24 protein-coding genes are annotated in these 19,282 nt (G+C 67.9%); 8 read left to right on the top strand and 16 right to left on the bottom strand.

Annotated features, from left to right (window positions below):
• Positions 1-126: 126 nt before the first annotated feature.
• Both Q8S30_RS05835 and Q8S30_RS05830 read left to right on the top strand, forming a co-directional pair.
• Positions 127-393, top strand: coding sequence for a hypothetical protein (locus tag Q8S30_RS05835; RefSeq protein WP_305665096.1), 267 nt, complete (start codon positions 127-129; stop codon positions 391-393).
• A 203-nt stretch (positions 394-596) separates the two neighbouring features.
• On the top strand, positions 597-1,454 hold the full coding sequence (locus Q8S30_RS05830) for a hypothetical protein (protein WP_305665095.1): 858 nt from the start codon (positions 597-599) through the stop codon (positions 1,452-1,454).
• An 84-nt stretch (positions 1,455-1,538) separates the two neighbouring features.
• Here Q8S30_RS05830 and clpX read toward each other — a convergent pair whose 3' ends face one another.
• The 7 genes from clpX to purC all read right to left on the bottom strand — a co-directional run bounded on the left by clpX (position 1,539) and on the right by purC (position 6,613).
• Entirely contained in the window at positions 1,539-2,813 is a 1,275-nt protein-coding gene (gene clpX, locus Q8S30_RS05825) for an ATP-dependent Clp protease ATP-binding subunit ClpX (protein ID WP_305665094.1), read from the bottom strand.
• 140 nt (positions 2,814-2,953) lie between these two features.
• Positions 2,954-3,583 carry an ATP-dependent Clp protease proteolytic subunit gene (locus Q8S30_RS05820; protein WP_305665093.1) on the bottom strand — a complete coding sequence of 210 codons (630 nt, stop codon included), beginning with the start codon at positions 3,581-3,583 and terminating at the stop codon, positions 2,954-2,956.
• 108 nt (positions 3,584-3,691) lie between these two features.
• Complete coding sequence (locus tag Q8S30_RS05815; protein ID WP_305665092.1) at positions 3,692-4,414, bottom strand: DUF1194 domain-containing protein; 723 nt, start codon at positions 4,412-4,414, stop codon at positions 3,692-3,694.
• A 118-nt stretch (positions 4,415-4,532) separates the two neighbouring features.
• A complete protein-coding gene (locus tag Q8S30_RS05810) occupies positions 4,533-5,033 on the bottom strand; it encodes a hypothetical protein (protein ID WP_305665091.1) in 501 nt (166 codons plus the stop codon).
• A gap of 194 nt (positions 5,034-5,227) precedes the next feature.
• Positions 5,228-5,467, bottom strand: a complete 240-nt coding sequence (purS, locus tag Q8S30_RS05805) for a phosphoribosylformylglycinamidine synthase subunit PurS (RefSeq protein ID WP_305665090.1) — start codon at positions 5,465-5,467, stop codon at positions 5,228-5,230.
• Between the two features lie 16 nt (positions 5,468-5,483).
• On the bottom strand, positions 5,484-5,846 hold the full coding sequence (locus Q8S30_RS05800) for a ribonuclease E inhibitor RraB (RefSeq protein ID WP_305665089.1): 363 nt from the start codon (positions 5,844-5,846) through the stop codon (positions 5,484-5,486).
• Positions 5,847-5,848: 2 nt separating this feature from the next.
• Entirely contained in the window at positions 5,849-6,613 is a 765-nt protein-coding gene (gene purC / locus Q8S30_RS05795) for a phosphoribosylaminoimidazolesuccinocarboxamide synthase (protein ID WP_305665088.1), read from the bottom strand.
• 239 nt (positions 6,614-6,852) lie between these two features.
• On the opposite strand from purC, the gene Q8S30_RS05790 reads away from it, so the two are divergent.
• The 3 genes from Q8S30_RS05790 (at position 6,853) to bmt (ending at position 10,310) form a co-directional block, all read left to right on the top strand.
• On the top strand, positions 6,853-7,167 hold the full coding sequence (locus Q8S30_RS05790; protein ID WP_305665087.1) for a DUF1476 domain-containing protein: 315 nt from the start codon (positions 6,853-6,855) through the stop codon (positions 7,165-7,167).
• A 207-nt stretch (positions 7,168-7,374) separates the two neighbouring features.
• Entirely contained in the window at positions 7,375-9,300 is a 1,926-nt protein-coding gene (locus tag Q8S30_RS05785; RefSeq protein ID WP_305665086.1) for a phosphatidylglycerol lysyltransferase domain-containing protein, read from the top strand.
• On the top strand, positions 9,297-10,310 hold the full coding sequence (bmt, locus tag Q8S30_RS05780; protein ID WP_305665085.1) for a betaine--homocysteine S-methyltransferase: 1,014 nt from the start codon (positions 9,297-9,299) through the stop codon (positions 10,308-10,310). The genes Q8S30_RS05785 and bmt overlap by 4 nt, the downstream gene beginning before the upstream one ends.
• A 3-nt stretch (positions 10,311-10,313) precedes the next feature.
• Here the strand turns inward: bmt and Q8S30_RS05775 are convergent, their stop codons facing one another.
• Genes Q8S30_RS05775 through Q8S30_RS05765 form a run of 3 tightly spaced genes read right to left on the bottom strand, consistent with a single transcriptional unit; the run spans position 10,314 to position 12,030 of the window.
• A complete protein-coding gene (locus Q8S30_RS05775; protein ID WP_305665084.1) occupies positions 10,314-10,604 on the bottom strand; it encodes a type II toxin-antitoxin system RelE/ParE family toxin in 291 nt (96 codons plus the stop codon).
• Entirely contained in the window at positions 10,594-10,887 is a 294-nt protein-coding gene (locus Q8S30_RS05770) for a type II toxin-antitoxin system RelB/DinJ family antitoxin (protein ID WP_305665083.1), read from the bottom strand. Before Q8S30_RS05770 ends, Q8S30_RS05775 begins: the two co-directional genes overlap by 11 nt.
• Before the next feature lie 60 nt (positions 10,888-10,947).
• Complete coding sequence (locus Q8S30_RS05765; protein WP_305665082.1) at positions 10,948-12,030, bottom strand: PA0069 family radical SAM protein; 1,083 nt, start codon at positions 12,028-12,030, stop codon at positions 10,948-10,950.
• A gap of 177 nt (positions 12,031-12,207) precedes the next feature.
• On the opposite strand from Q8S30_RS05765, the gene Q8S30_RS05760 reads away from it, so the two are divergent.
• The 3 genes from Q8S30_RS05760 to Q8S30_RS05750 are packed head-to-tail and all read left to right on the top strand — an operon-like array spanning position 12,208 to position 13,748.
• Entirely contained in the window at positions 12,208-12,912 is a 705-nt protein-coding gene (locus tag Q8S30_RS05760; protein ID WP_305665081.1) for a B12-binding domain-containing protein, read from the top strand.
• A 60-nt stretch (positions 12,913-12,972) separates the two neighbouring features.
• Positions 12,973-13,119, top strand: a complete 147-nt coding sequence (locus Q8S30_RS05755) for a hypothetical protein (RefSeq protein WP_305665080.1) — start codon at positions 12,973-12,975, stop codon at positions 13,117-13,119.
• Positions 13,116-13,748, top strand: coding sequence for a DUF1638 domain-containing protein (locus Q8S30_RS05750; protein ID WP_305665079.1), 633 nt, complete (start codon positions 13,116-13,118; stop codon positions 13,746-13,748). Before Q8S30_RS05755 ends, Q8S30_RS05750 begins: the two co-directional genes overlap by 4 nt.
• Here Q8S30_RS05750 and Q8S30_RS05745 read toward each other — a convergent pair.
• From Q8S30_RS05745 to Q8S30_RS05720, 6 genes are all read right to left on the bottom strand, one after another.
• Positions 13,745-14,926, bottom strand: coding sequence for a VWA domain-containing protein (locus Q8S30_RS05745; RefSeq protein WP_305665078.1), 1,182 nt, complete (start codon positions 14,924-14,926; stop codon positions 13,745-13,747). The two genes, Q8S30_RS05750 and Q8S30_RS05745, sit on opposite strands and share 4 nt — an antisense overlap.
• Before the next feature lie 9 nt (positions 14,927-14,935).
• Positions 14,936-15,100, bottom strand: a complete 165-nt coding sequence (locus tag Q8S30_RS05740) for a hypothetical protein (RefSeq protein WP_305665077.1) — start codon at positions 15,098-15,100, stop codon at positions 14,936-14,938.
• 25 nt (positions 15,101-15,125) lie between these two features.
• Positions 15,126-16,550 (bottom strand): DUF2927 domain-containing protein, encoded by a 1,425-nt coding sequence (locus Q8S30_RS05735; RefSeq protein ID WP_305665076.1) that lies wholly within the window; start codon positions 16,548-16,550, stop codon positions 15,126-15,128.
• Complete coding sequence (locus Q8S30_RS05730) at positions 16,547-17,002, bottom strand: GNAT family N-acetyltransferase (protein WP_305665075.1); 456 nt, start codon at positions 17,000-17,002, stop codon at positions 16,547-16,549. The genes Q8S30_RS05735 and Q8S30_RS05730 overlap by 4 nt, the downstream gene beginning before the upstream one ends.
• A 221-nt stretch (positions 17,003-17,223) precedes the next feature.
• The gene (locus Q8S30_RS05725) at positions 17,224-17,679 is read right to left on the bottom strand and encodes a DNA polymerase III subunit chi (protein ID WP_305665074.1); all 456 of its coding nucleotides are present in this window, start codon (positions 17,677-17,679) and stop codon (positions 17,224-17,226) included.
• A gap of 7 nt (positions 17,680-17,686) precedes the next feature.
• Complete coding sequence (locus Q8S30_RS05720; protein ID WP_305665073.1) at positions 17,687-19,165, bottom strand: leucyl aminopeptidase; 1,479 nt, start codon at positions 19,163-19,165, stop codon at positions 17,687-17,689.
• Positions 19,166-19,282: the final 117 nt, after the last annotated feature.

Raw genomic sequence — 19,282 nt, 5'->3', positions numbered from 1 at the left:
GTTGCGGCCCGCCGGCCTGCACAGCGCGCTGGCCGAAAGAATAATTACCCAATTGCGATGACTCTGCGGCCATGCGCCGCCACCCCCAGCCGGGGATGCGGGCTTTCATGCGCCAGGAGAAACGACATGACCAATCCCTTCAAGTCCCGCAGCCCGGATCTGAGCGGCCCCGCCAATGACATCCTGCCGGTGACCCCGAGCGACAGCGTCAACCTGCCCCATGTCGCCCTTGCGCTCTATGTCGAGCGCGGCGGTTTCGTCAGCTTTGTCAGCGAACGCAACCAGACCCGTCTGGTCGAGCTGGCCGACCATTCGATGCTGCCGGTCGGGGCAAGCCGCGTGAATGCGACGGGAACCACCGCCACGGGGATCCACGCGCTGGTGATTGCATGAGGATCGGGTACGCAACGGCGGTCACATCGCCGCTGAGCCTGCGGCCGGGCCGAAACCCCGGCAATCTGTTCAGACCCGGGGATAGCGGGCTGTGGATCGACCCGTCGCGGGCCGGCAGCCTGTTTCAGGATGCGGCGGGTGCAACGCCGGTCACCGCTGCCGGGCAACCGGTGGGGCGAGTTTTGGACCGCAGCGGCAGGGGGATGCACGCCGTTCAGGCCACCGCCTCGGCGCGGCCCATCCTTGGCAGGCTGCCCCGCGGGGGCAGCCGCAATCTTCTGGCGCCCTCTGAAGATCTGAGCAACGCGGCCTGGGTGCCGTTTTTCATCAAGCCGGTGGTCATCGCCAGCCCGGACAGCATTTCCACCGTCTCGGCCACGCAGCGGATCGTCTATGACCCGACGATCCAGGCAAACAGGTATTCCGGTTTCATCCGCAGCATGGCCCTGATCCAGGGCGCGACCTATACCCTGTCCTTCAAGATCTGCTGCCGGACCCGTGTGCCCGACAACATCATCTTCTCGTTCGGCAACAACTGGTCACCCACGGCGACGGTCGTTATCGATGGCGCGGGGCTTCCGGCTGCGAATATCGGTGCGCGGCTGGTCGCAGGGCAGGTCCATTCGGTCATGCTGACCTACACCCATATCGGCAGCCAGACGCTGGGATCGCCCTTCACGCTCTACTTCCAGGATGCGGTCGCGGGAAAAGGCACGGCAAACCTTGATATCGCCGAGATCCAGAGCGAGATTTCCCCAGCGAAAACCGCCTACCAAACCATCGTCTCGCAATATGATGCGACCCAGGCTGGCGAGCCGCTGCGCTGGTATCTGTCCGACGATCTGGTGGATGACAGCCTGACCGCCCCGCTTCCGTCAGGCACCTATACCGTGGGCTTTGCCAATGATGCCGGCGTCAGCATCCTGACCGGGCAGGCGGTGACCGGCACCTACAGCCTTCCGGGCCCGGCGCGCCTGTACGGTGCGCTCGCCATCAACCGCGCGCTGTCTGCGGCGGAAACTGCGATGCTGAGCGCATGGCTCGGTTCGCGCCGCCCCTGACATAAGGCCCGACAGTCGCCGGACCCGAGACAAAAAAGGCGGCCCCTCACGGGACCGCCCTTCCAACACCTTCGAGACACCGCCTCAACGCGCCTTGGCGGCCGCCGGTTCCTTCTTGGCTTCAGAATGAATCAGCAGCGGCTTCGCGCCGGCGGTATCCACCGCATCGAGATTCACCACCACCTCTTCGACCGTCGCCAGACCCGGCAGCTCGAACATGCTGTCGAGGAGGATATCCTCCATGATCGAGCGCAGGCCCCGCGCGCCGGTCTTGCGCTTGATGGCCCGCTTGGCGATGGCCTTCAGCGCGTCCTCGGTAAAGGTCAGCTTCACGCCCTCGATGTCGAACAGCCGCTGGTATTGCTTGACCAGCGCGTTCTTCGGCTCGGTCAGGATGGTGACCAGCGCCTCTTCATCCAGATCGGTCAGCGTGGCGATCACCGGCAGACGGCCGACGAATTCCGGGATCAGACCGAATTTCAGCAGGTCTTCGGGCTCCAGCTCCTTGAACATCTCGCCGACGCCGCGCGCATCGGGATCCTTGACCTCGGCGCCAAAGCCCATGCCGGAGCCCTTGTTGCGCTGCGCGATGATCCGCTCCAGCCCCGCAAAGGCGCCGCCGCAGATAAACAGGATATTGGTCGTGTCCACCTGCAGGAATTCCTGCTGCGGATGCTTGCGCCCGCCCTGCGGCGGCACGGAAGCCACGGTGCCCTCCATGATCTTCAGCAGCGCCTGCTGCACGCCCTCGCCCGACACATCGCGGGTGATCGAGGGGTTGTCGGACTTGCGGGTGATCTTGTCGACCTCGTCGATATAGACGATGCCGCGCTGCGCCCGCTCGACGTTGTATTCCGATGCCTGCAGCAGCTTGAGGATGATGTTCTCGACATCCTCGCCGACATAGCCCGCCTCGGTCAGCGTGGTCGCGTCCGCCATGGTGAAGGGCACGTCCAGGATCCGCGCCAGCGTCTGCGCCAGCAGGGTCTTGCCGCAGCCGGTCGGGCCGATCAGCAGAATGTTCGACTTCGCCAGCTCGATATCCGCGGACTTCGAGGCGTGGTTCAGGCGCTTGTAATGGTTGTGGACCGCCACCGACAGAACGCGCTTGGCATGGATCTGGCCGATCACGTAATCGTCCAGCACCTTGCAGATGTCGCGCGGCGTCGGAACGCCGTCGGTCGCCTTCAGCCCCGAGGTCTTGGTCTCCTCGCGGATGATGTCCATGCACAGTTCGACGCATTCATCGCAGATGAAAACTGTCGGGCCGGCGATCAGCTTGCGCACCTCATGCTGGCTCTTGCCGCAGAATGAGCAGTAGAGGGTATTCTTGCTGTCGCTGCCGGAATTGTTCGCCATCGGTATCCTCTGCGGCCTGCCTTGGGTGGGACCCCGGCGTTCCCGGGCTGCCCTTTTCCCGAAAGTCTAGGACAGGCCCATGTTCATCACAATGTCAAAATTCCCGCCGCCCCGGCGCTGGCCGGGCGCGGCGGAGGTGCTCACTTGGCCTCTTCGGCCTTGCCACGATCGGCGAGGATATCGTCGATCAGGCCCCATTCCTTGGCATCTTCCGCCGACATGAAGTTGTCCCGCTCCAGCGCCAGCTCCACCGTGGCGAGGTCCTGGCCGGTATGCTTCACGTAGATTTCATTCAGCCGGCGCTTCAGCTTCTCGGTCTCGCGGGCGTGGATCATGATGTCCGTCGCCTGGCCCTGATAGCCGCCCGAGGGCTGGTGGACCATCACCCGGCTGTTGGGCAGGCTGAAGCGCATGCCCTTTTCGCCGGCGGTCAGCAGCAGCGAACCCATCGAGGCCGCCTGTCCGATCACCAGGGTCGAGACCTTGGGCTTGATGTATTGCATCGTGTCATAGATCGACAGGCCCGAGGTCACGACACCGCCGGGGCTGTTGATATACATGCTGATTTCCTTGGACGGATTCTCCGCCTCGAGGAACAGCAGCTGCGCGCAGATCAGCGTCGACATGCCGTCATGCACCGGGCCCGACAGGAAGATGATCCGCTCCTTCAGCAGGCGCGAATAGATGTCATAGGCCCGCTCGCCCCGGCTGGTCTGTTCGACGACCATCGGCACAAGGGTGTTCATGTAAAGATCGATCGGGTCTTTCATCGCGCTCTGCCTGCCTCTTGCTTCCCTTGCGGGGACCATAGCCACTTGTTCCTTGCCGGAGTCTTAGTTGTCCGGACGGGGGGCTGCAAGGGGCGGGCCCCAGATGGGTTAGCGCGCGGCGACCACCGGCAACCCGTGCAGGCCCGAGATTTCGAGGATCAGCTTGCGTTTCACTGCCGCCGCAAAGGCCGGGGCCGACTCTGCCGTCACCACGAAAGCCCCCGGCCCGCCGATGATCCGGTCGCGGAACCCGCTCTCGATATCGCCGCCCTCGTCGCCCGACCCGGCGCTGCAATCGCGGCAGGCGATGGCCAACCCGTTGATGGTGATCCCCGCCGCCAGCACCTCGGCCCGCGCCTCTTCGGTGGCGGGGCCGTTGAAATTGCCGGTGCTGTCGGCGGAAAAGTCGATGATCCGCCGCCAGCCCTGTATGTCATTCTCCTCGATCAGCGCCTTTCCCAGCAGCAGCGCCGCTCCGATGGCGTTACGGCCATAAGCCCGCCGCGGGCGCTCCAGCAGGGCGGCGGCAAAGCCCGCGGCCTCAGCCTCACCCGCGATCACCGTCCAGGGCACCACCACGTCCTGGCTGTCGAACTGGCCCCATTCCACATAGGTCACCGCGATGCTGCCATAGGCAGTGCCGGCAATCGCCGCCAGCACCTCGGGATCGGTCAGCGCCTGCGCATAGCCCTGCCGCTGGAACAGGATTTCCTCGGTGGTGATGGATCCGGTGGCATCGGCCATCAGCACCAGCTCCAGATCGACCTCCTGCGCGGCAGCCGGGGCGGCGGCCAGCAGAGCAAGGACAGGGAAAAGGCGAGCAACACGCATCGGCGATCCTCCGGGTAGGTCCGAGGATCGAGCTAGGGCCGCAGCCGCATGGGTAAAGGCTTGATGCCGACTCGCCGGGCGCGCCCGCACCAGAATGCCGATTCAGTGGGCGCCTTGCCTATTCTGCCAGCAGATTGCAGGGCAGCGGCGGCGCACCGGCCGTCATCGCAAAGGCAAGAACGCCGTCTTGCGACCCGCCCGGCAGGCCCGCAAACGGCCCATCGTTGAAGGTGACAGAGCTGTCTTCGTTCAGCGTGTAGCCGCCGCGCTCATCGTAGCTGTTGGCATAGGTCGCGGCATCCAGCACCGTCACATGCACCGCCACCTGCCCTTCGGCCCCGGCGCACAGATAGCGCCCCGCGGTGACCGGCACCGCTTCGGCCGTGCTCTCTGCCTCTGCCTCGACCAGAACCGAGGCCGGCCATCCCGAGACATAGCCATCAGCCCCCACGACGCCGCAGGTATCGGCCTCAAAGGAAACGATGGTGCCCGTGTTGCCATCGGGGGTCACCACGGACAGCCCGGTCTCGCAGGCCTCCAGCGCCAGAACCGGCGCGGCGCTCAGCGCCAGCAGCGCGGCAAGGAAGGGCATCAGGAACAGGCGACGAGCTTGGCACATGGAACACATCCGATCCTCTGAATTTGGCACCACTCTGCCTTGTGCCGCAATTTCAGGCAAGCGGTGTAAATGCAAAGAGTTTACAGGCTGTTACCATTCCGCACCGCACTATGGGCGCCCAGGTCAAGCCAAGGCGCCTTTCATTCAAAAACAAGGGCTTGAGGGCCGTTCTTCATCCAGAGTCTTAACTCCGGTCAGGCGATCTCGATGGTGTATTTCTCGATCACCGTATTCGCCAGCAGCTTCTCGCACATCGCCTTGACCTCGGCTTCCGCCGCGTCCTTGTCGGTGGCCGACAGCTCCAGCTCGATCACCTTGCCCTGACGGACCGCCTCGACCCCCGAAAATCCCAGCGAGCCAAGCGCGTGGCGCACCGCCTCGCCCTGCGGGTCCAGAACTCCGTCCTTCAGCATCACATGCACGCGCGCTTTCATCAGCCAGCCTTCCTTGTCATTCTGCCGGCAAGACGGCGCAATCCCAGCCGTCATACTGCCAGCCCAGTTGGTCCATCGCCTCGATCAGTCCCGCCACCTCGGCATCGAAATCCGCGGAGGCCACCTCGCGCTCATGCTCGAGGATCAGCCCGTCGCCCGCCGCGGTAAAGCGCGCTGTAAACCCATAGCTTGCCACCGCATCCTTCAGCGCGCCATCGCTGGCAGCCTCGCCCGCAAGATCCGGGAAGACGTAATGCGACACCTGCCGCACCCGCCGCCCGTCATCGCCCTGCCCGGCCAGCGCGTCGCGGATCATGCCGTTCCGCGCCGCCTGCCCGCGCAGGCGCGCTGCAAGGTCCGCTGCAAGGTCTGGGGCCATCGTCAGTTGATCAGCGTCGGTTTGGTCATCGACGTGGCATTGCCCGGCAGCACGCCAAGCCGGCGCGCCACTTCGGAATAGGCATCGGTCAGGCTGCCAAGGTCGCGCCGGAACACGTCCTTGTCCAGCTTCTGGCCGGTCTTCACATCCCACAGGCGGCAGCTGTCGGGCGAAATCTCATCCGCAACGATCAGCCGCATGAAATCGCCATCCCATACCCGGCCAAGCTCGATCTTGAAGTCGATCAGCTTGATGCCGACGCCGTAGAACACGCCCGACAGGAAGTCGTTGACCCGCAGCGCCAGCGCCACGATGTCATCGAGATCCTGCTGGTTGGCCCAGCCAAAGGCGACGATGTATTCTTCCGACACCATCGGATCGCCAAGCTCGTCATTCTTGTAGCTGTATTCGACGATCGGCCGCGGCAGCGCCGTGCCCTCTTCCAGCCCCAGCCGCTTGGAGATCGACCCGGCGGCAAAGTTGCGCACGATCACCTCCAGCGGCACGATTTCCACCTGGCGGATCAGCTGCTCGCGCATGTTCACGCGGCGGATGAAGTGGTTGGGCACGCCGATATTGGTCAGCCCGGTCATGAAGAACTCCGACAGGCGGTTGTTCAGCACGCCCTTGCCCTCGATCGTCGCCTTTTTCTGGGCGTTGAAGGCGGTCGCATCGTCCTTGAAATACTGGATCAGCGTTCCCGGCTCGGGGCCTTCATACAGGATCTTGGCCTTGCCTTCGTAGATCTTCTTGCGACGCGGTGCCATATGCGCTTCCTTTGGTCAGCAGTCGAGGGCGGCGCGGACGGGCCGCGCCCCGGCTGGCAGGGGCCACCGGGGTTCTTTGGGCCGCTATAGGACAAGGCGCCCCGCACTGCAAGATAGACCGCATGAAGATGCGCGCCGCACTGCATTTGACAGCGCTACCGGCGCGATCGAGGGGTTGCAGCGAAGCCCCCGCGCGGGCATATGGGGGGCGATGGATCCAGCAGCAGGGTGGGGAAGCCATGACCACGTTCGACGATCGGGAAAATGCGTTCGAAAACAAGTTCGCGCATGACGCCGAGCTTCAGTTCAAGGCCGAGGCACGGCGCAACAAGCTGGTGGGCCTCTGGGCGGCCGGGCTTCTGGGCAAGTCGGGGGCCGAGGCGGCCTCCTACGCCTCCGAGGTCGTGATGGCCGATTTCGAGGAAGCGGGCGACGCCGATGTGGTTCGCAAGCTGACCGCCGATCTGGGCAGCCATGCCGATGAGCCCACGATCCGCGCCAAGCTGGCCGAATGCATGGCCGAGGCCAAGCGCCAGCTGATGACCGAAGTCTGACTTCGCGGCCCTCCCTTCGGGGAGCGGGCCACCAGAGCAATTTGCAAGGCCGCGCGGATCCGCCTCCGCGCGGCCTTTGCTTTTGCCTCCCCGTCCTATTTGCCTCCCCGTCCTATTCCGCCGGGCGTTAAGGCGCCGTGAACCGCGGGCCGGTAAGGCTGCACCCAAGGGCGTGGGGCTCGGGATCTTGGGGCGGGGAAGACGGCAATGCAGCACTGGGGACAGGCCGGGCACGAAGGTGCCGCGGCATATGGCGCGCTGACGCCGTGGCGGGGCGTGCTGCGCCATCTGCTGCCGCTGGCGCTGATGGTGCTGTTCGTGCTGGCGCTGCGCGAGAAGGCGGCGGCGCTGGACCTTGCCGCCATTGGCACGGCGCTGGCCGCCGTCTCGCCGCTGCAATGGCTGGGGGCGGTGGCGGCAACCGCGATCAGCTTCGCGGCGCTGGCGCAGTATGACGTGCTGATCCACCGGCAGCTGGCGACCGCCCTGCCCGAGGCGCAGATCCGCCGCGCCGGGGCGGCCGCCATCGCCGTCAGCCAGACGCTTGGCTTCGGCCTCGTTACCGGCGCATTGGTGCGCTGGCGGATGCTGCCGGGGACCAACCTTGGCCAGGCGACGCGGATCACCGCGCTGGTGGCACTGGCCTTTCTGGCGGGATGGGCGGTGGTGACGGCAGCGGTGGTCGCGGTGCTGCCCGTGGCGCTGCCGGGCGCGCGCTGGATGGCGCTGGCGGTGCTGGCGGGGTTTGGCGCGCTGGCGGCGCTGGCTTTCTGGCGGCCGCAGCGGTTTCCTCCCTTGACCCTCGCCGCGCGCATCGTGGCGCTGGCCGCGCTCGACACCGCCGCCGCGTCGCTGGCCCTCTGGGTGCTGCTGCCCGGCGGCGTCGAGGCGGGCGCAGCGCTGTTGCCGGCCTTCCTGCTGGCGCTTGGCGCCGGGCTGATCTCGGGCACACCGGGCGGCGTCGGGGCCTTCGAGCTGGCCCTGCTGTCGCTGCTGCCCGGGCAACCGGCCGAGCCGCTGCTGGCCGCGGTGCTGGCCTGGCGCGCGGTCTACTATGCGCTGCCCGCCGCGCTTGGGGTGCTGGCGATGGCGCGGCCTTCGAGAGCGAGTGCCCCGCGGGGGCTGCCGCAGCTGCGGCGCGGCCTCCCGGTGCCCGAGGCGCCGCGCGCCGAGATCGGCCTGCTGGCACAGGGCGAGCATGCGCTGCTGCTGGCCCCCGATGGTACCCCCGGCTGGCTGCTGGCCGAGACCGGGCAGACGGTGACGGCGCTGCTGGACCCGCTGGCGCCAGAGAGTCTTGGGGGCCTGCTGGCTGAGGTGCGGGCCCAGGCGGCGCAGCGGGGGCGCTTGGCTTGCCTCTACAAGATCACCGCCCCCACCGCCCTTCGCGTCCGCGCCGCCGGCTGGACGGTCCTGCCGGTCGCGCAAGAGGCGGTGATCGACACCGCCCGCTTCGCCTTGGCCAATCCCGCCCATGCCGGCCTGCGCCGCAAGCTGCGCCATGCTGCCAAGGCTGGGGTGATGGTGACCTCCGTGCCCCCCGGCGGCGCGCTGCCCGTGGCGCAGATGGCCGCACTCTCCGCCGCATGGGTCACCACGCGGGGCGGCGAGCGGGGCTTCTCGATGGGCCGCTACACGCCGGCATATGTGGCCGGACAGCACTGCGTGCTTGCTTGGCAAGCGGGGCGGCTGGTCGCCTTTGCCAGCTTCCACACCACCCGCGGCGAATGGACGCTGGACCTGATGCGCAGCGGCGGCGGGCTGCCAGATGGCACCATGCAGGCGCTGATGGCCGAGGCCATCGCGCGGGCGGCAGAGGCGGGCGTGCCCAGACTGTCCCTCGCCGCGGTGCCGCCGGACCCGGCGCAGCTGCGCGGGCTACCCGCCCTCATCTGGCGGATGGCAGCCCGCCCCCCCTGCGGCCTCGCGCAGTTCAAGGCCGGGTTCGCGCCGCGCTGGCAGACGCTGTATATCGCAGCCCCCTCGCCCCTCGGCCTCGCCCTCGCCGCGGCTGACATCGCCCGGGCGATCCGGCATCCGCGGCCCCTCCCCGGCGCCCAATATGGATTTGCCACAACCCGCCCGGCATGGCAGAGATCGGCAAGTCCCAGTCCAGAAAGGTTGCCCCGATGACCGACGCCCTCTCCCGCATGCTTGCCAGCCGCGACTGGATCCTGGCCGATGGCGCGACCGGAACCAACCTGTTCAACATGGGCCTGACCTCGGGCGAGGCACCCGAGATGTGGAATATCGAGCGCCCGGATGCCATCCACAGCCTCTATCGCGGCGCGGTCGAGGCGGGGTCGGACCTGTTCCTGACCAACTCCTTTGGCGGCAATGCCAGCCGGCTGAAGCTGCACGGCGCCGAAGGTCAGGTGCATGAGCTGAACCGCATCGCCGCCGAACTTGGCCGCGAGGTGGCCGACGCCGCCGGGCGCGAGGTGATCGTGGCGGGCTCGGTGGGGCCCACGGGAGAGATCATGCAGCCGATGGGCAGTCTGACCCATGCGATTGCGGTCGAGATGTTCCACGAACAGGCCGAGGGGCTGAAGGCCGGCGGCGCGGACCTGCTGTGGGTGGAGACCATCTCCGCCCCCGAGGAATTTGCCGCGGCGGCCGAGGCGGCGGCGCTGGCCGGGATGCCCTGGTGCGGCACCATGAGCTTCGACACCGCGGGCCGCACGATGATGGGCGTCACCTCGGCGCAGATGGTCGCGCTGGTGGAAAAGCTGCCCAACCCGCCGCTGGCCTTCGGTGCCAATTGCGGCGTGGGCGCGTCGGACCTCTTGCGCACCGTGCTTGGCTTCGTCGCAGCGGGGGCCGAGCGCCCGATCATCGCCAAGGGCAATGCCGGCATCCCGAAATACCATGACGGGCACATCCATTACGACGGCACCCCCGAGTTGATGGGCGAATATGCCGTCCTCGCCCACAACGCCGGCGCCCGGATCATCGGCGGCTGCTGCGGCACGATGCCGGACCACCTGCGCGCGATGCGGGCGGCGCTGGAGGCACAGCCGACCGGCCCCCGCCCGACGCTGGACGAGATCACCGCGGCGCTTGGCGGCTTCTCCTCGGCGAGCGACGGGACCGGCGACACCTCGGGCGAGCCCAAGCGGGAGCGGCGCGGGCGGAGGGGGTGAATCTTACGGCCACATCTGCGCGGCGTGAAGCACGCGCAGCACGGTGACCGCGGCCGGGGTTTCGGCATAGACCACGATGTAATTGGGCCGGACGACCAGCTCGCGCGTCCCCGCGACCCTGCCCGCCCGGCAGCGTTTCGGATGCTCCGGAAGCAATGCCACCTTGCGCTCGATATCCTCCGTCAGCGCAAGTGCGGCATCGGGGTTGTCGTCTGCGATGTAATCGACGATGGCCAGAAGGTCGGCGACCGCCGCCGCCGTCCAGTGCAGGTCAGGCCCGACTTCAGACGCCACGCTTTGCGTCGATCAGGGCGCGGGCCTGCTGCATCACCTCGCCATGCGGTTTGGGCGGGCGCGGATCGTCCAGCGCCTCCTGCACCTTGGCGCGGAACCATGCGTCATAGCTGGCGGGATTTGCGGTGAGCCCGGCAGGCAAGCCGCCCTCTGCCGCAACACGCGTCAGCAGGATGCGGACCGCATCCGACAGCGTGAGGCCGACACCGGCCAGAGCTTCGGCGGCCTCGGCCTTCAGCTGGTCATCGACACGGACATGGAGCATCGAGGTTTGCGCGGGCATGACGGGTCTCCTGTTGCCCATCCAGTATGGGTCTCAATTGAGATACGATCAAGGCCCCCGTCAGAACAGCGACAACTGATCCCCCACCCGCGGCGGCACCCGGAACGCGCTGCAATCCAGCGCCGGCAGCTTGCCATCCAGCCCCAGCCGTTTTGCCGCCACCCTGAAGCGGAGCGACAGCAGCTGCGCCTCCACCCCCTCGCCCTTCATCCGGCTGCCAAAGCGCGGGTCGTTCTCGCGCCCGCCGCGCATGGCGCGCAGGCGGCTCATCACATGCTCGGCCTGACCCGGGACGTTGCGGCGCAGCCAGTCGACAAACAGCGGCGCCACCTCATGCGGCAGGCGCAGCAGGATCCAGGTCGCGGCCCCTGCCCCGGCCTCCTGCACCGCGGCCAGGATCGCCTCGGCCTCGGTATCGGTCAGCACCGGGATCACCGGGGCGACCATCGCGCGGACCGGGACTCCGGCGGCGGCCAGCGCACGGATGGCGGCCAGCCGGCGGGCGGGGGATGGGGCGCGCGGTTCCAGCTTGCGGCAGAGCTCCGCGTTGAGCGTGGTCACCGAAATCCCGACCTGCGCCAGACCCATGCTGGCCATCTCGGCCAGGATGTCGATGTCGCGTTCGATCAGCGCGCCCTTGGTGACGATGGCGACCGGGTGGCGGAAGTCGCGCAGCACCTCGAGAATCTGGCGCATGATCCGGTATTTGCCCTCGATCGGCTGGTAGGGGTCGGTATTGGTGCCGATGGCGAGGGGCGCTACCTTGTAGCCGGGTTTGGAGAGCTCGCGCGCCAACACCTCGGGCGCGGTGGGGCGGGCGACCAGCTTGGTCTCGAAGTCGAGGCCGGGCGACAGGCCCAGATAGCTGTGCGAGGGGCGGGCAAAGCAATAGATGCAGCCATGCTCGCAGCCCCGGTAAGGGTTCAAGGAGCGGTCGAAGGGAATGTCGGGCGAGCTGTTGCGGGTCAGCACCGACCGGGGGCGTTCCAGCGCCACTTCGGTGCGGGCCAGACGCTCCTCCTCGGGCATGTCCCAGCCATCGGGTTCCACCGCGCGGGCATAGGGCTCGAACCGGCCGACCGGGTTGGCGGCGGCGGCTCGGGCGCGCAGGCGCAGGGCGGGATCGGCGGGGGGCAGGGTCATGCAGGATTTATAGAACATTAAGGGAACATTGGCCAAGATGATTCCGGCAGGATGTTCGCCTGGGGGCCCGCGTCGGAACCGACATGGCCAATGTCGCAATCCGCCAACCGGGGCCGCGGCTTTGCCTGCATGACGGATCAAGACGTGGGCCGCGAAAGGCCCGCCGGGAGAGCAGCCATGGCCGACGAAGAGATCATCCTGTCCGAGCTCGACGATGACGAGCTGGTCCTGCAGATGCATGACGACCTGTACGACGGTCTGCGCGAGGAGATCGAGGAATCGGTCGGCATCCTGCTGGAGCGCGGCTGGACCCCCTATGACGTGCTGACCAAGGCGCTGGTTGCGGGCATGACCATCGTCGGCGCCGATTTCCGCGACGGGATCCTGTTCGTGCCCGAGGTGCTGCTGGCCGCCAATGCGATGAAGGGCGGCATGGCGATCCTGAAGCCGCTGCTGATCTCTACCGGCGCGCCGCGCGTCGGCAAGATGGTGATCGGCACGGTCAAGGGCGACATCCACGACATCGGCAAGAACCTTGTGGCGATGATGATGGAGGGCGCGGGCTTCGAGGTGCTGGACCTTGGCATCAACAACTCGGTCGAGAAATACCTTGCCGCGCTGGAGGCTGAACAGCCCGACATCCTCGGCATGTCGGCGCTGCTGACCACGACGATGCCCTACATGAAGGTGGTGATCGACACGCTGGTCGAGAAAGGCCTGCGCGAGGAGTACATCGTGCTGGTCGGCGGCGCGCCGCTGAACGAGGAGTTCGGGCGGGCCATCGGTGCCGATGCCTATTGCCGCGATGCCGCCGTGGCGGTGGAGACGGCGAAGACCTTCGTCGCGCGCAAGCACAACCAGTTGGGGCAGCTGAGCGCCTGACCGGGTGCCCCCTTTCGGGGCAGCCCGGCAATGCCCAGATAGGGAGCAAAGGAGAGCCCGATGCCCCTGCCCCTGTTCCTTGGCCTTATCGCGGCGGTGATCCTCGCCGCCGGCCTGACTATATTTGCTGCACAAGGCGCCGGCTTGCCGATTGCCCTGCTGGCGCTGGTCGCCCTCGCAGCGCGGCTGCTGCTGTGGCGGCGATGATCCCCGACGATGCCACGCTGACCGAGACCGGCCTGCCCCCCGAGCGCTCCGGCCGGGTGCTGCTGATCGCCTGCGGGGCATTGGCGCGCGAGATCCTCGACCTGAAGGCGGCGAATGGCTGGTCGCATCTGGACCTGACCTGCCTGCCTGCCAACCTGCATCTCTGGCCCGAGAGGATCACCGCCGCCGTGGCCGAGGCGGTGGCGAGGCACCGCGCCGACTATGACAAGCTGTTCGTGGTCTATGCCGATTGCGGCACCGGGGGCCTTCTGGCCGCGAAATGCGCCGAGTTGGGGGTGGAGATGGTGGAAGGCCCGCATTGCTATGCCTTCTTCGAGGGCAACGCCGCCTTCGCGGAGCGCGCGGAGGAGGAGATGGGCGCCTTCTACCTCACCGATTTCCTCGTGCGGCAGTTCGACGCCTTTGTCTGGCGGCCCTTGGGGCTCGACCGGCACCCGGAGCTGCGCGGGATGTATTTCGGGAATTATGACCGGCTGGTCTATCAGGCCCAGACCGACGATCCGGGCCTCGACGCCAAGGCCGCGGACTGCGCCGCGCGGCTGGGGCTGCGCTACGAGCGGCGGCTGACGGGCTACGGCGATCTGGCCCCCGCGTTGGCGCGGCTTTAACCGAGCGCCTTCATCGCCCGGGTGATCCCGTCCAGCGTCAGCGGGTACATCCGCTCCTCGAACTGCGCGCGAATGATCTGCACCGACTGGGTATAGCCCCACATCCGTTCCGGCAGCGGGTTCAGCCAGACATGCGCAGGCCAGGCCTCCCGCGCCCGCTTCAGCCAGACCTGCCCGGCCTCGGGGTTCCAATGCTCATTGGCGCCGCCCGGATGCAGGATCTCATAGGGCGACATCGAGGCATCGCCGACGATCACGCATTTGTAGTCGGCCCCATAGGTGCGCAGCACGTCCAGCGTCGGGATCTGCGCATTCCAGCGGCGCTTGTTGTCGCGCCAGAGGCCCTCATAGAGGCAGTTGTGGAAGTAATACGCCTCCAGATGCTTGAACTCCGCCCGCGCGGCCGAGAACAGCTCCTCCACCGCCTGCACATGCGCATCCATGGACCCGCCCACATCCAGCAGCAGCAGCACCTTCACCGCATTGCGCCGCTCGGGCCGGGTCTTCACGTCGAGATAGCCCTGCTCGGCGGTCGAGCGGATCGTGCCCGGCAGGTCCAGCTCCTCATGCGCGCCGTCGCGGGCCCATTTGCGCAGGCGTTTCAGCGCCACCTTGATGTTGCGGGTGCCAAGCTCCACCTGATCGTCGAAATCGCGGAACTCGCGCTTGTCCCAGACCTTGACGGCGCGCTGGTGGCGACTGCCCTCCTGCCCGATCCGCACGCCTTCGGGGTTGTAGCCATAGGCGCCGAAGGGCGAGGTGCCGGCGGTGCCGACCCATTTGCTGCCGCCCTGATGGCGGCCCTTCTGCTCTGCCAGCCGCTGGCGCAGCGTCTCCATCAGCTTGTCGAAGCCGCCAAGCGCCTCGATCTCGGCTTTCTCCTCAGGCGTCAGTAGCTTTTCGGCCAGCTTCTCCAGCCATTCGCGCGGCAGGTCCACCGCTTCAAGCACCTGCTCGGCGGTCAGCGCCTGAAGGCCAGCGAAGGCTTCGGAAAACGCCCGGTCGAAACGGTCGATATGCCGCTCATCCTTCACCATGATCGCGCGGGCAAGGTAGTAGAACCCGTCCACGTCATAGGTGACGAGGCCCGCCTGCATCGCCTCCAGAAACGCCAGATATTCGCGGACAGAGACCGGAACCCCGTGTCGCCTGAGTCCCTCGAAGAACGGCAGGAACATCGGCGTTCCTCAGGTCAGGCGGTCGAGGAAGATCGCCACGAACAGCGCCAGCAGCGCGAAGGCGATGCCGAAGGACAGCGCATATTGCGCAATGTCGAAACGGTTGCCCTTGCGGCGGCGGGCCAGAAACCCGCCCCACAGCGCCCCGATCACGAATCCGGCCAGCACGATCATGCAGTCAGTCCTTTCCTGCGCCCACCTACTGCGCCGCGGCAGCGGTCCGCGCCCGCGGCGACAGCGCCGCAATCTCGGCCACCCGGCGGCGCACCTCGATCTCCGGGCCGAAGCCATAGCGCGCCCATCCCATCGCGTCCAGCCGCACCTCCCGTGCCTCCGACGCCCGCCCCAGAAGCTCCAGCGCCTCGGCCCGCAGCAGCATCAAGGTGGCCAGAAGCGCCGCATTCTCGGCCTGCGCCACCACCGGCAGCGACCGATCCACAAAGGTCAGCGTATCCTCGGCCTGCCCCGCCGACAGCGCGAAGGCGGCCAGTTGCATGTCGACATGGGCCGCCTGAATCTCCATCCCGGGGCGCGAGCGGTAGATCAGCGCGGCGCGCAGGAAGCCGGTGAAGGCGGTCTCCAGATCGCCCGACAGGCTGAGCCGCGCCAGTGCGAACCAGGCGAAACCGGCGCGGGCATCTGTCCAGCCAGAGGCCTGCGCGATCGCCACCGCCCGCCGCGCCGCCTCGCGCCGCGCCGAGTCCGATGCGCGCGGCCCAAGCGCCCGCTCCACCGCGTCGATCCAAGGACGCGGCGTGGGATCGGCCGGCGCGCTTTGCGCCGCGCTGCCGCCGCGCGGATTGGCGCGGGCGAGCAGCCCCGGCAACCGCGCCGCCACCTCGGCCCGGGTCATGCCGCTGGCCAACTCGGGCGCGTTGTAAAGCCGCAGCACCAGCATGTCGAAGCCGGTCAGGATCGCGTGAAAATTGTCATCGTTGAACACCGAATCGGGCAGGCGGTAGATGTCGTTCAGCGGGCCGAGCGCCTGCGCCACCTCTTCATGCAGGCAATCGCGGATCTCCTGCGGCGAGGTGTCCGACGGGATCATCACCGTCGCGCGCTGCCGCACCGTCAGCGTCGCCCAGTCGAGCAGGGCCGAGCGGCGGGCGGCGCGGTACTCGTCCCAGCTGCTGACGCGCGGCACCACGAAGCAGGCCGCCTCCGGCACCAGCGCCTGCATCGTGGCGCGCGGCAGGAACTCCACCACGATCACATTGCCGCTGGCCGGGGCCGGGCCTGCGACGACGCGCAGCGGGATCTTCGCCTCGGTGCGCAGCCGCGCCGCCAGCTTGTCGATATCGGCGCGGGCGGTGGGCGGCACGGTGCCCCGGACATGCAGCGCCACCGGACCTTCGAACCGGGTCAGCACCGGCAATTCCCGCCCGCTCTCCATCTGGAAGCTCAGCTCCAGAAAGTCCCGCGCGATCTGCGCATTGGGGCGCAGCACCGGCATCGGCCGCGTTGCGCCGAACTGGCGCATCGGCGGCAGCGGCTCGGCATTGGGGAAGCTGACCGGCGTGGCGCGCAGGGTCGAGACATGCGGACCCGCCGGCGCGCATCCGGCCAAAACCAGCGCCAGAATCAGTGCGGCACGCAAACCGGCAATGGGTGCGGCAATGCTCATGCGGGGCGATTGTAGCGCAGGAACGGCGATTGCACCCCCACCCGGTCATAAAGCTGCCGTGCGGTATAATTTCCCTCGTTGGTCAGCCAATAGACGGCAGGCGCCCCCAGCCGGTCCGCCTCGGCATAGACCGCCTCGATCAGCGCCCGGCCAACACCGGTGCCGCGGGTCCAGGGTTCGACATAGAGGTCCTGCATGTAGGTCACAGGCTCGATCTTCCAGCCGCTGCGATGCAACAGGAACTGCACCAGCCCCACCGCCTGCCCGTTCTGCCGCGCGATCATCCCGCGCGGGTCATAGAACCCATCCCCCAGCAGCCGCTCCCAGGTCGTGGCATGAACCTCTGCCGGCAACACCGTGCTGTAGAAGGCCAGATAGGCGGTCCAGAGCCGGGACCAGTCCTGTTGATCCGCAGGCACCAGCGGACGGATCTCAAGCGGGAAGGCGGTCATGTGGGGGGTCCGGTCTGCTGTCACAATCCTGTTCCCGCTTACCGGCTTCCGGTGAGAGGGTCACGGGGATTCTGCGCCGCCCCCCTCACGCCAGCGAGAGCGCGCCACTGCCCGGCCGCCGCCCCCTTCCCCTTCGTTTTGGTCCAAATATCCCGGGGTTCGGGGGGCTGGCCCCCGGCTTTGGCAACGTCCGGGGGCAACGCCCGGCCTCGGCCAAGCGCTCACCGCTCCGCCTTCTTCTCCCAGCCGCCGCCCTCTTCGCTCCAGTACTGCGCCGAAGCCCCGGCGGCCGTCAGCTCGCGCCACTGGGCACGCGCCGCCCCCAACGACACCGGATCCACCCCGTCGAACAGGATCCACACCCGGCTCAGCGCCGCCACCTCGCCCGCCTCCACCGGCGCGCCGCCGATGGCCATCAGCGCCTGCGGATCGTTGGGCAGCCCGGGCCCGGTGGTCAGCAGCACCGGCTGATCGGCGTCATGCGGCCCGCCCGCAAGGCCATGCGGCAGGAACCCCGCCTCATCCCCCACCCACAGCGCCGCGTCGAGCCGCGCCAGCACCCCCACATCGCTGCCGCGCAGGGTTACGCGCCAGCCCTGCTTCAGCGCGCGCTGCAGGATCGTCTCGGCCGTCTGCTCGAGGGTCGAGCGGGTCAGCTGGTAGAAGAGGGCCGGCATGAAGGCCTCAGGCCTTGTCGGCCGGCTCGTAGCCATCCTGGATCAGCCGGTTCAGCGCCATCACCCCCCAGCCGCTGGCGCCCTTGGGGGCCAGCGCGGTTTCCGCGGGCGGCAGAGCCACCCCGGCGATGTCGAGGTGGATCCAGGGCATCCCCTCCTTGATGAACCGCGCCAGGAACTGCGCCGCGGTGATCGCGCCGCCGGGGCGGCCGCCGACATTCATCATGTCGGCAATGCGGGATTTCAGCTTGGCATCATAGGCCGCGCCCATCGGCATCCGCCAGGCGCCCTCGCCCTCGGCCTTCGCCGCCTTCAGGAAGGCGCCGGCGAAGGCGTCGTTGTTGGAGAACACCCCGGCATTCTCATGCCCGAGGCCGATGATGATCGCGCCGGTCAGGGTGGCAAGGTCGATCACGCCCGAGGGCTTGAAGCGGTCCTGCGCGTACCAAAGCACATCGGCCAGAACCAGCCGCCCCTCGGCATCGGTGTTGATCACCTCGATGGTGTCGCCCTTCATCGAACGGACCACATCCCCCGGTCGCTGCGCGCGCCCGTCGGGCATGTTCTCGACGAGGCCGACAATCCCCACCACATTGGCCTTGGCCCCGCGCAGCGCCAGCGTGCGCATCACGCCCGCCACCACGCCGGCGCCGCCCATGTCCATCGTCATCTCTTCCATGCCGCCCGCGGGCTTGATCGAGATGCCGCCGGTGTCGAACACCACGCCCTTGCCGACCAGCGCCAGCGGGGGCTCGTCGCCGCCGCCGTTCCACTGCATCACCACCACCTTGGAGGGGCTTTCCGATCCCATGCCCACGCCCAGAAGCGCGCCCATGCCAAGCTTGGTCAGCTCCTCCTCCTCGAGGATCTCGACATCGAGGCCAAGCTCGTGCATCGCCGCCAGCCTAGCGGCGAAATCATAGGTGGTCAGCACGTTGGCCGGTTCGTTGATCAGGTCGCGGGTGAAGAACACCCCTTCGGCCAGCGCCGCCATCGGCCGGGCCTCGGCCGCCACCGCCTCGGGCTTGGCGACCATGAAGGTGACCTCGCCAAGCACTTTGGGCTCGGCGGTCTTGTGGGCGGTGAAGTCATAGGCGCGCAGCGCGAGGCCAAGCGCGATCTCGGCCGCGCGGGCATGGCCGCCCGCCAGCACCAGCGCACCGGCCTCGGTCAGGGCCTTGCCGATGGTGGCGCCGGCCTTGCGCGCGTCTTCCACGCTTGCCTTGCGGTCCAGCCGGATCACCTGCACCGCCTCGGCGGCCAGCCCCGCGGGGTAGCCAAGATCCGCGCCCTCGCCCGCCTTCAGCTTGCCGAAGGCCGGGCTGGCGGCATAGCGCGACAGCGCCCCCTTCATCGCCCGGTCCAGCCGCTTGGCCCCGGTATCGAGCGCGCCGCCCTCGGGCAGCAGCACGGCAATGCGGCCAGGATGGCCGGCCAGCGCCTCGACATCGGTTTCGCGGAAATGGATGGCGACGGGTGCGGTCATGGTGCTGCCTTTGCTCTGCGGTCTGAAATCTGGGTGCCTTGGGTGGCGGTCCGGTTTGCCTGGCGGGCGGCCCGGCCGGATGGCATGGCGGGGTGGCTTCCGGCGGCGGGCGGGCCT

Origin of the sequence: Frigidibacter sp. (genome assembly GCF_030695035.1) — a bacterium.
Taxonomy (GTDB): Bacteria; Pseudomonadota; Alphaproteobacteria; order Rhodobacterales; family Rhodobacteraceae; genus Frigidibacter.
The sequence above is the reverse complement of the archived record's forward strand: the minus strand, read 5'-3'. Positions and strand labels throughout refer to the sequence as shown.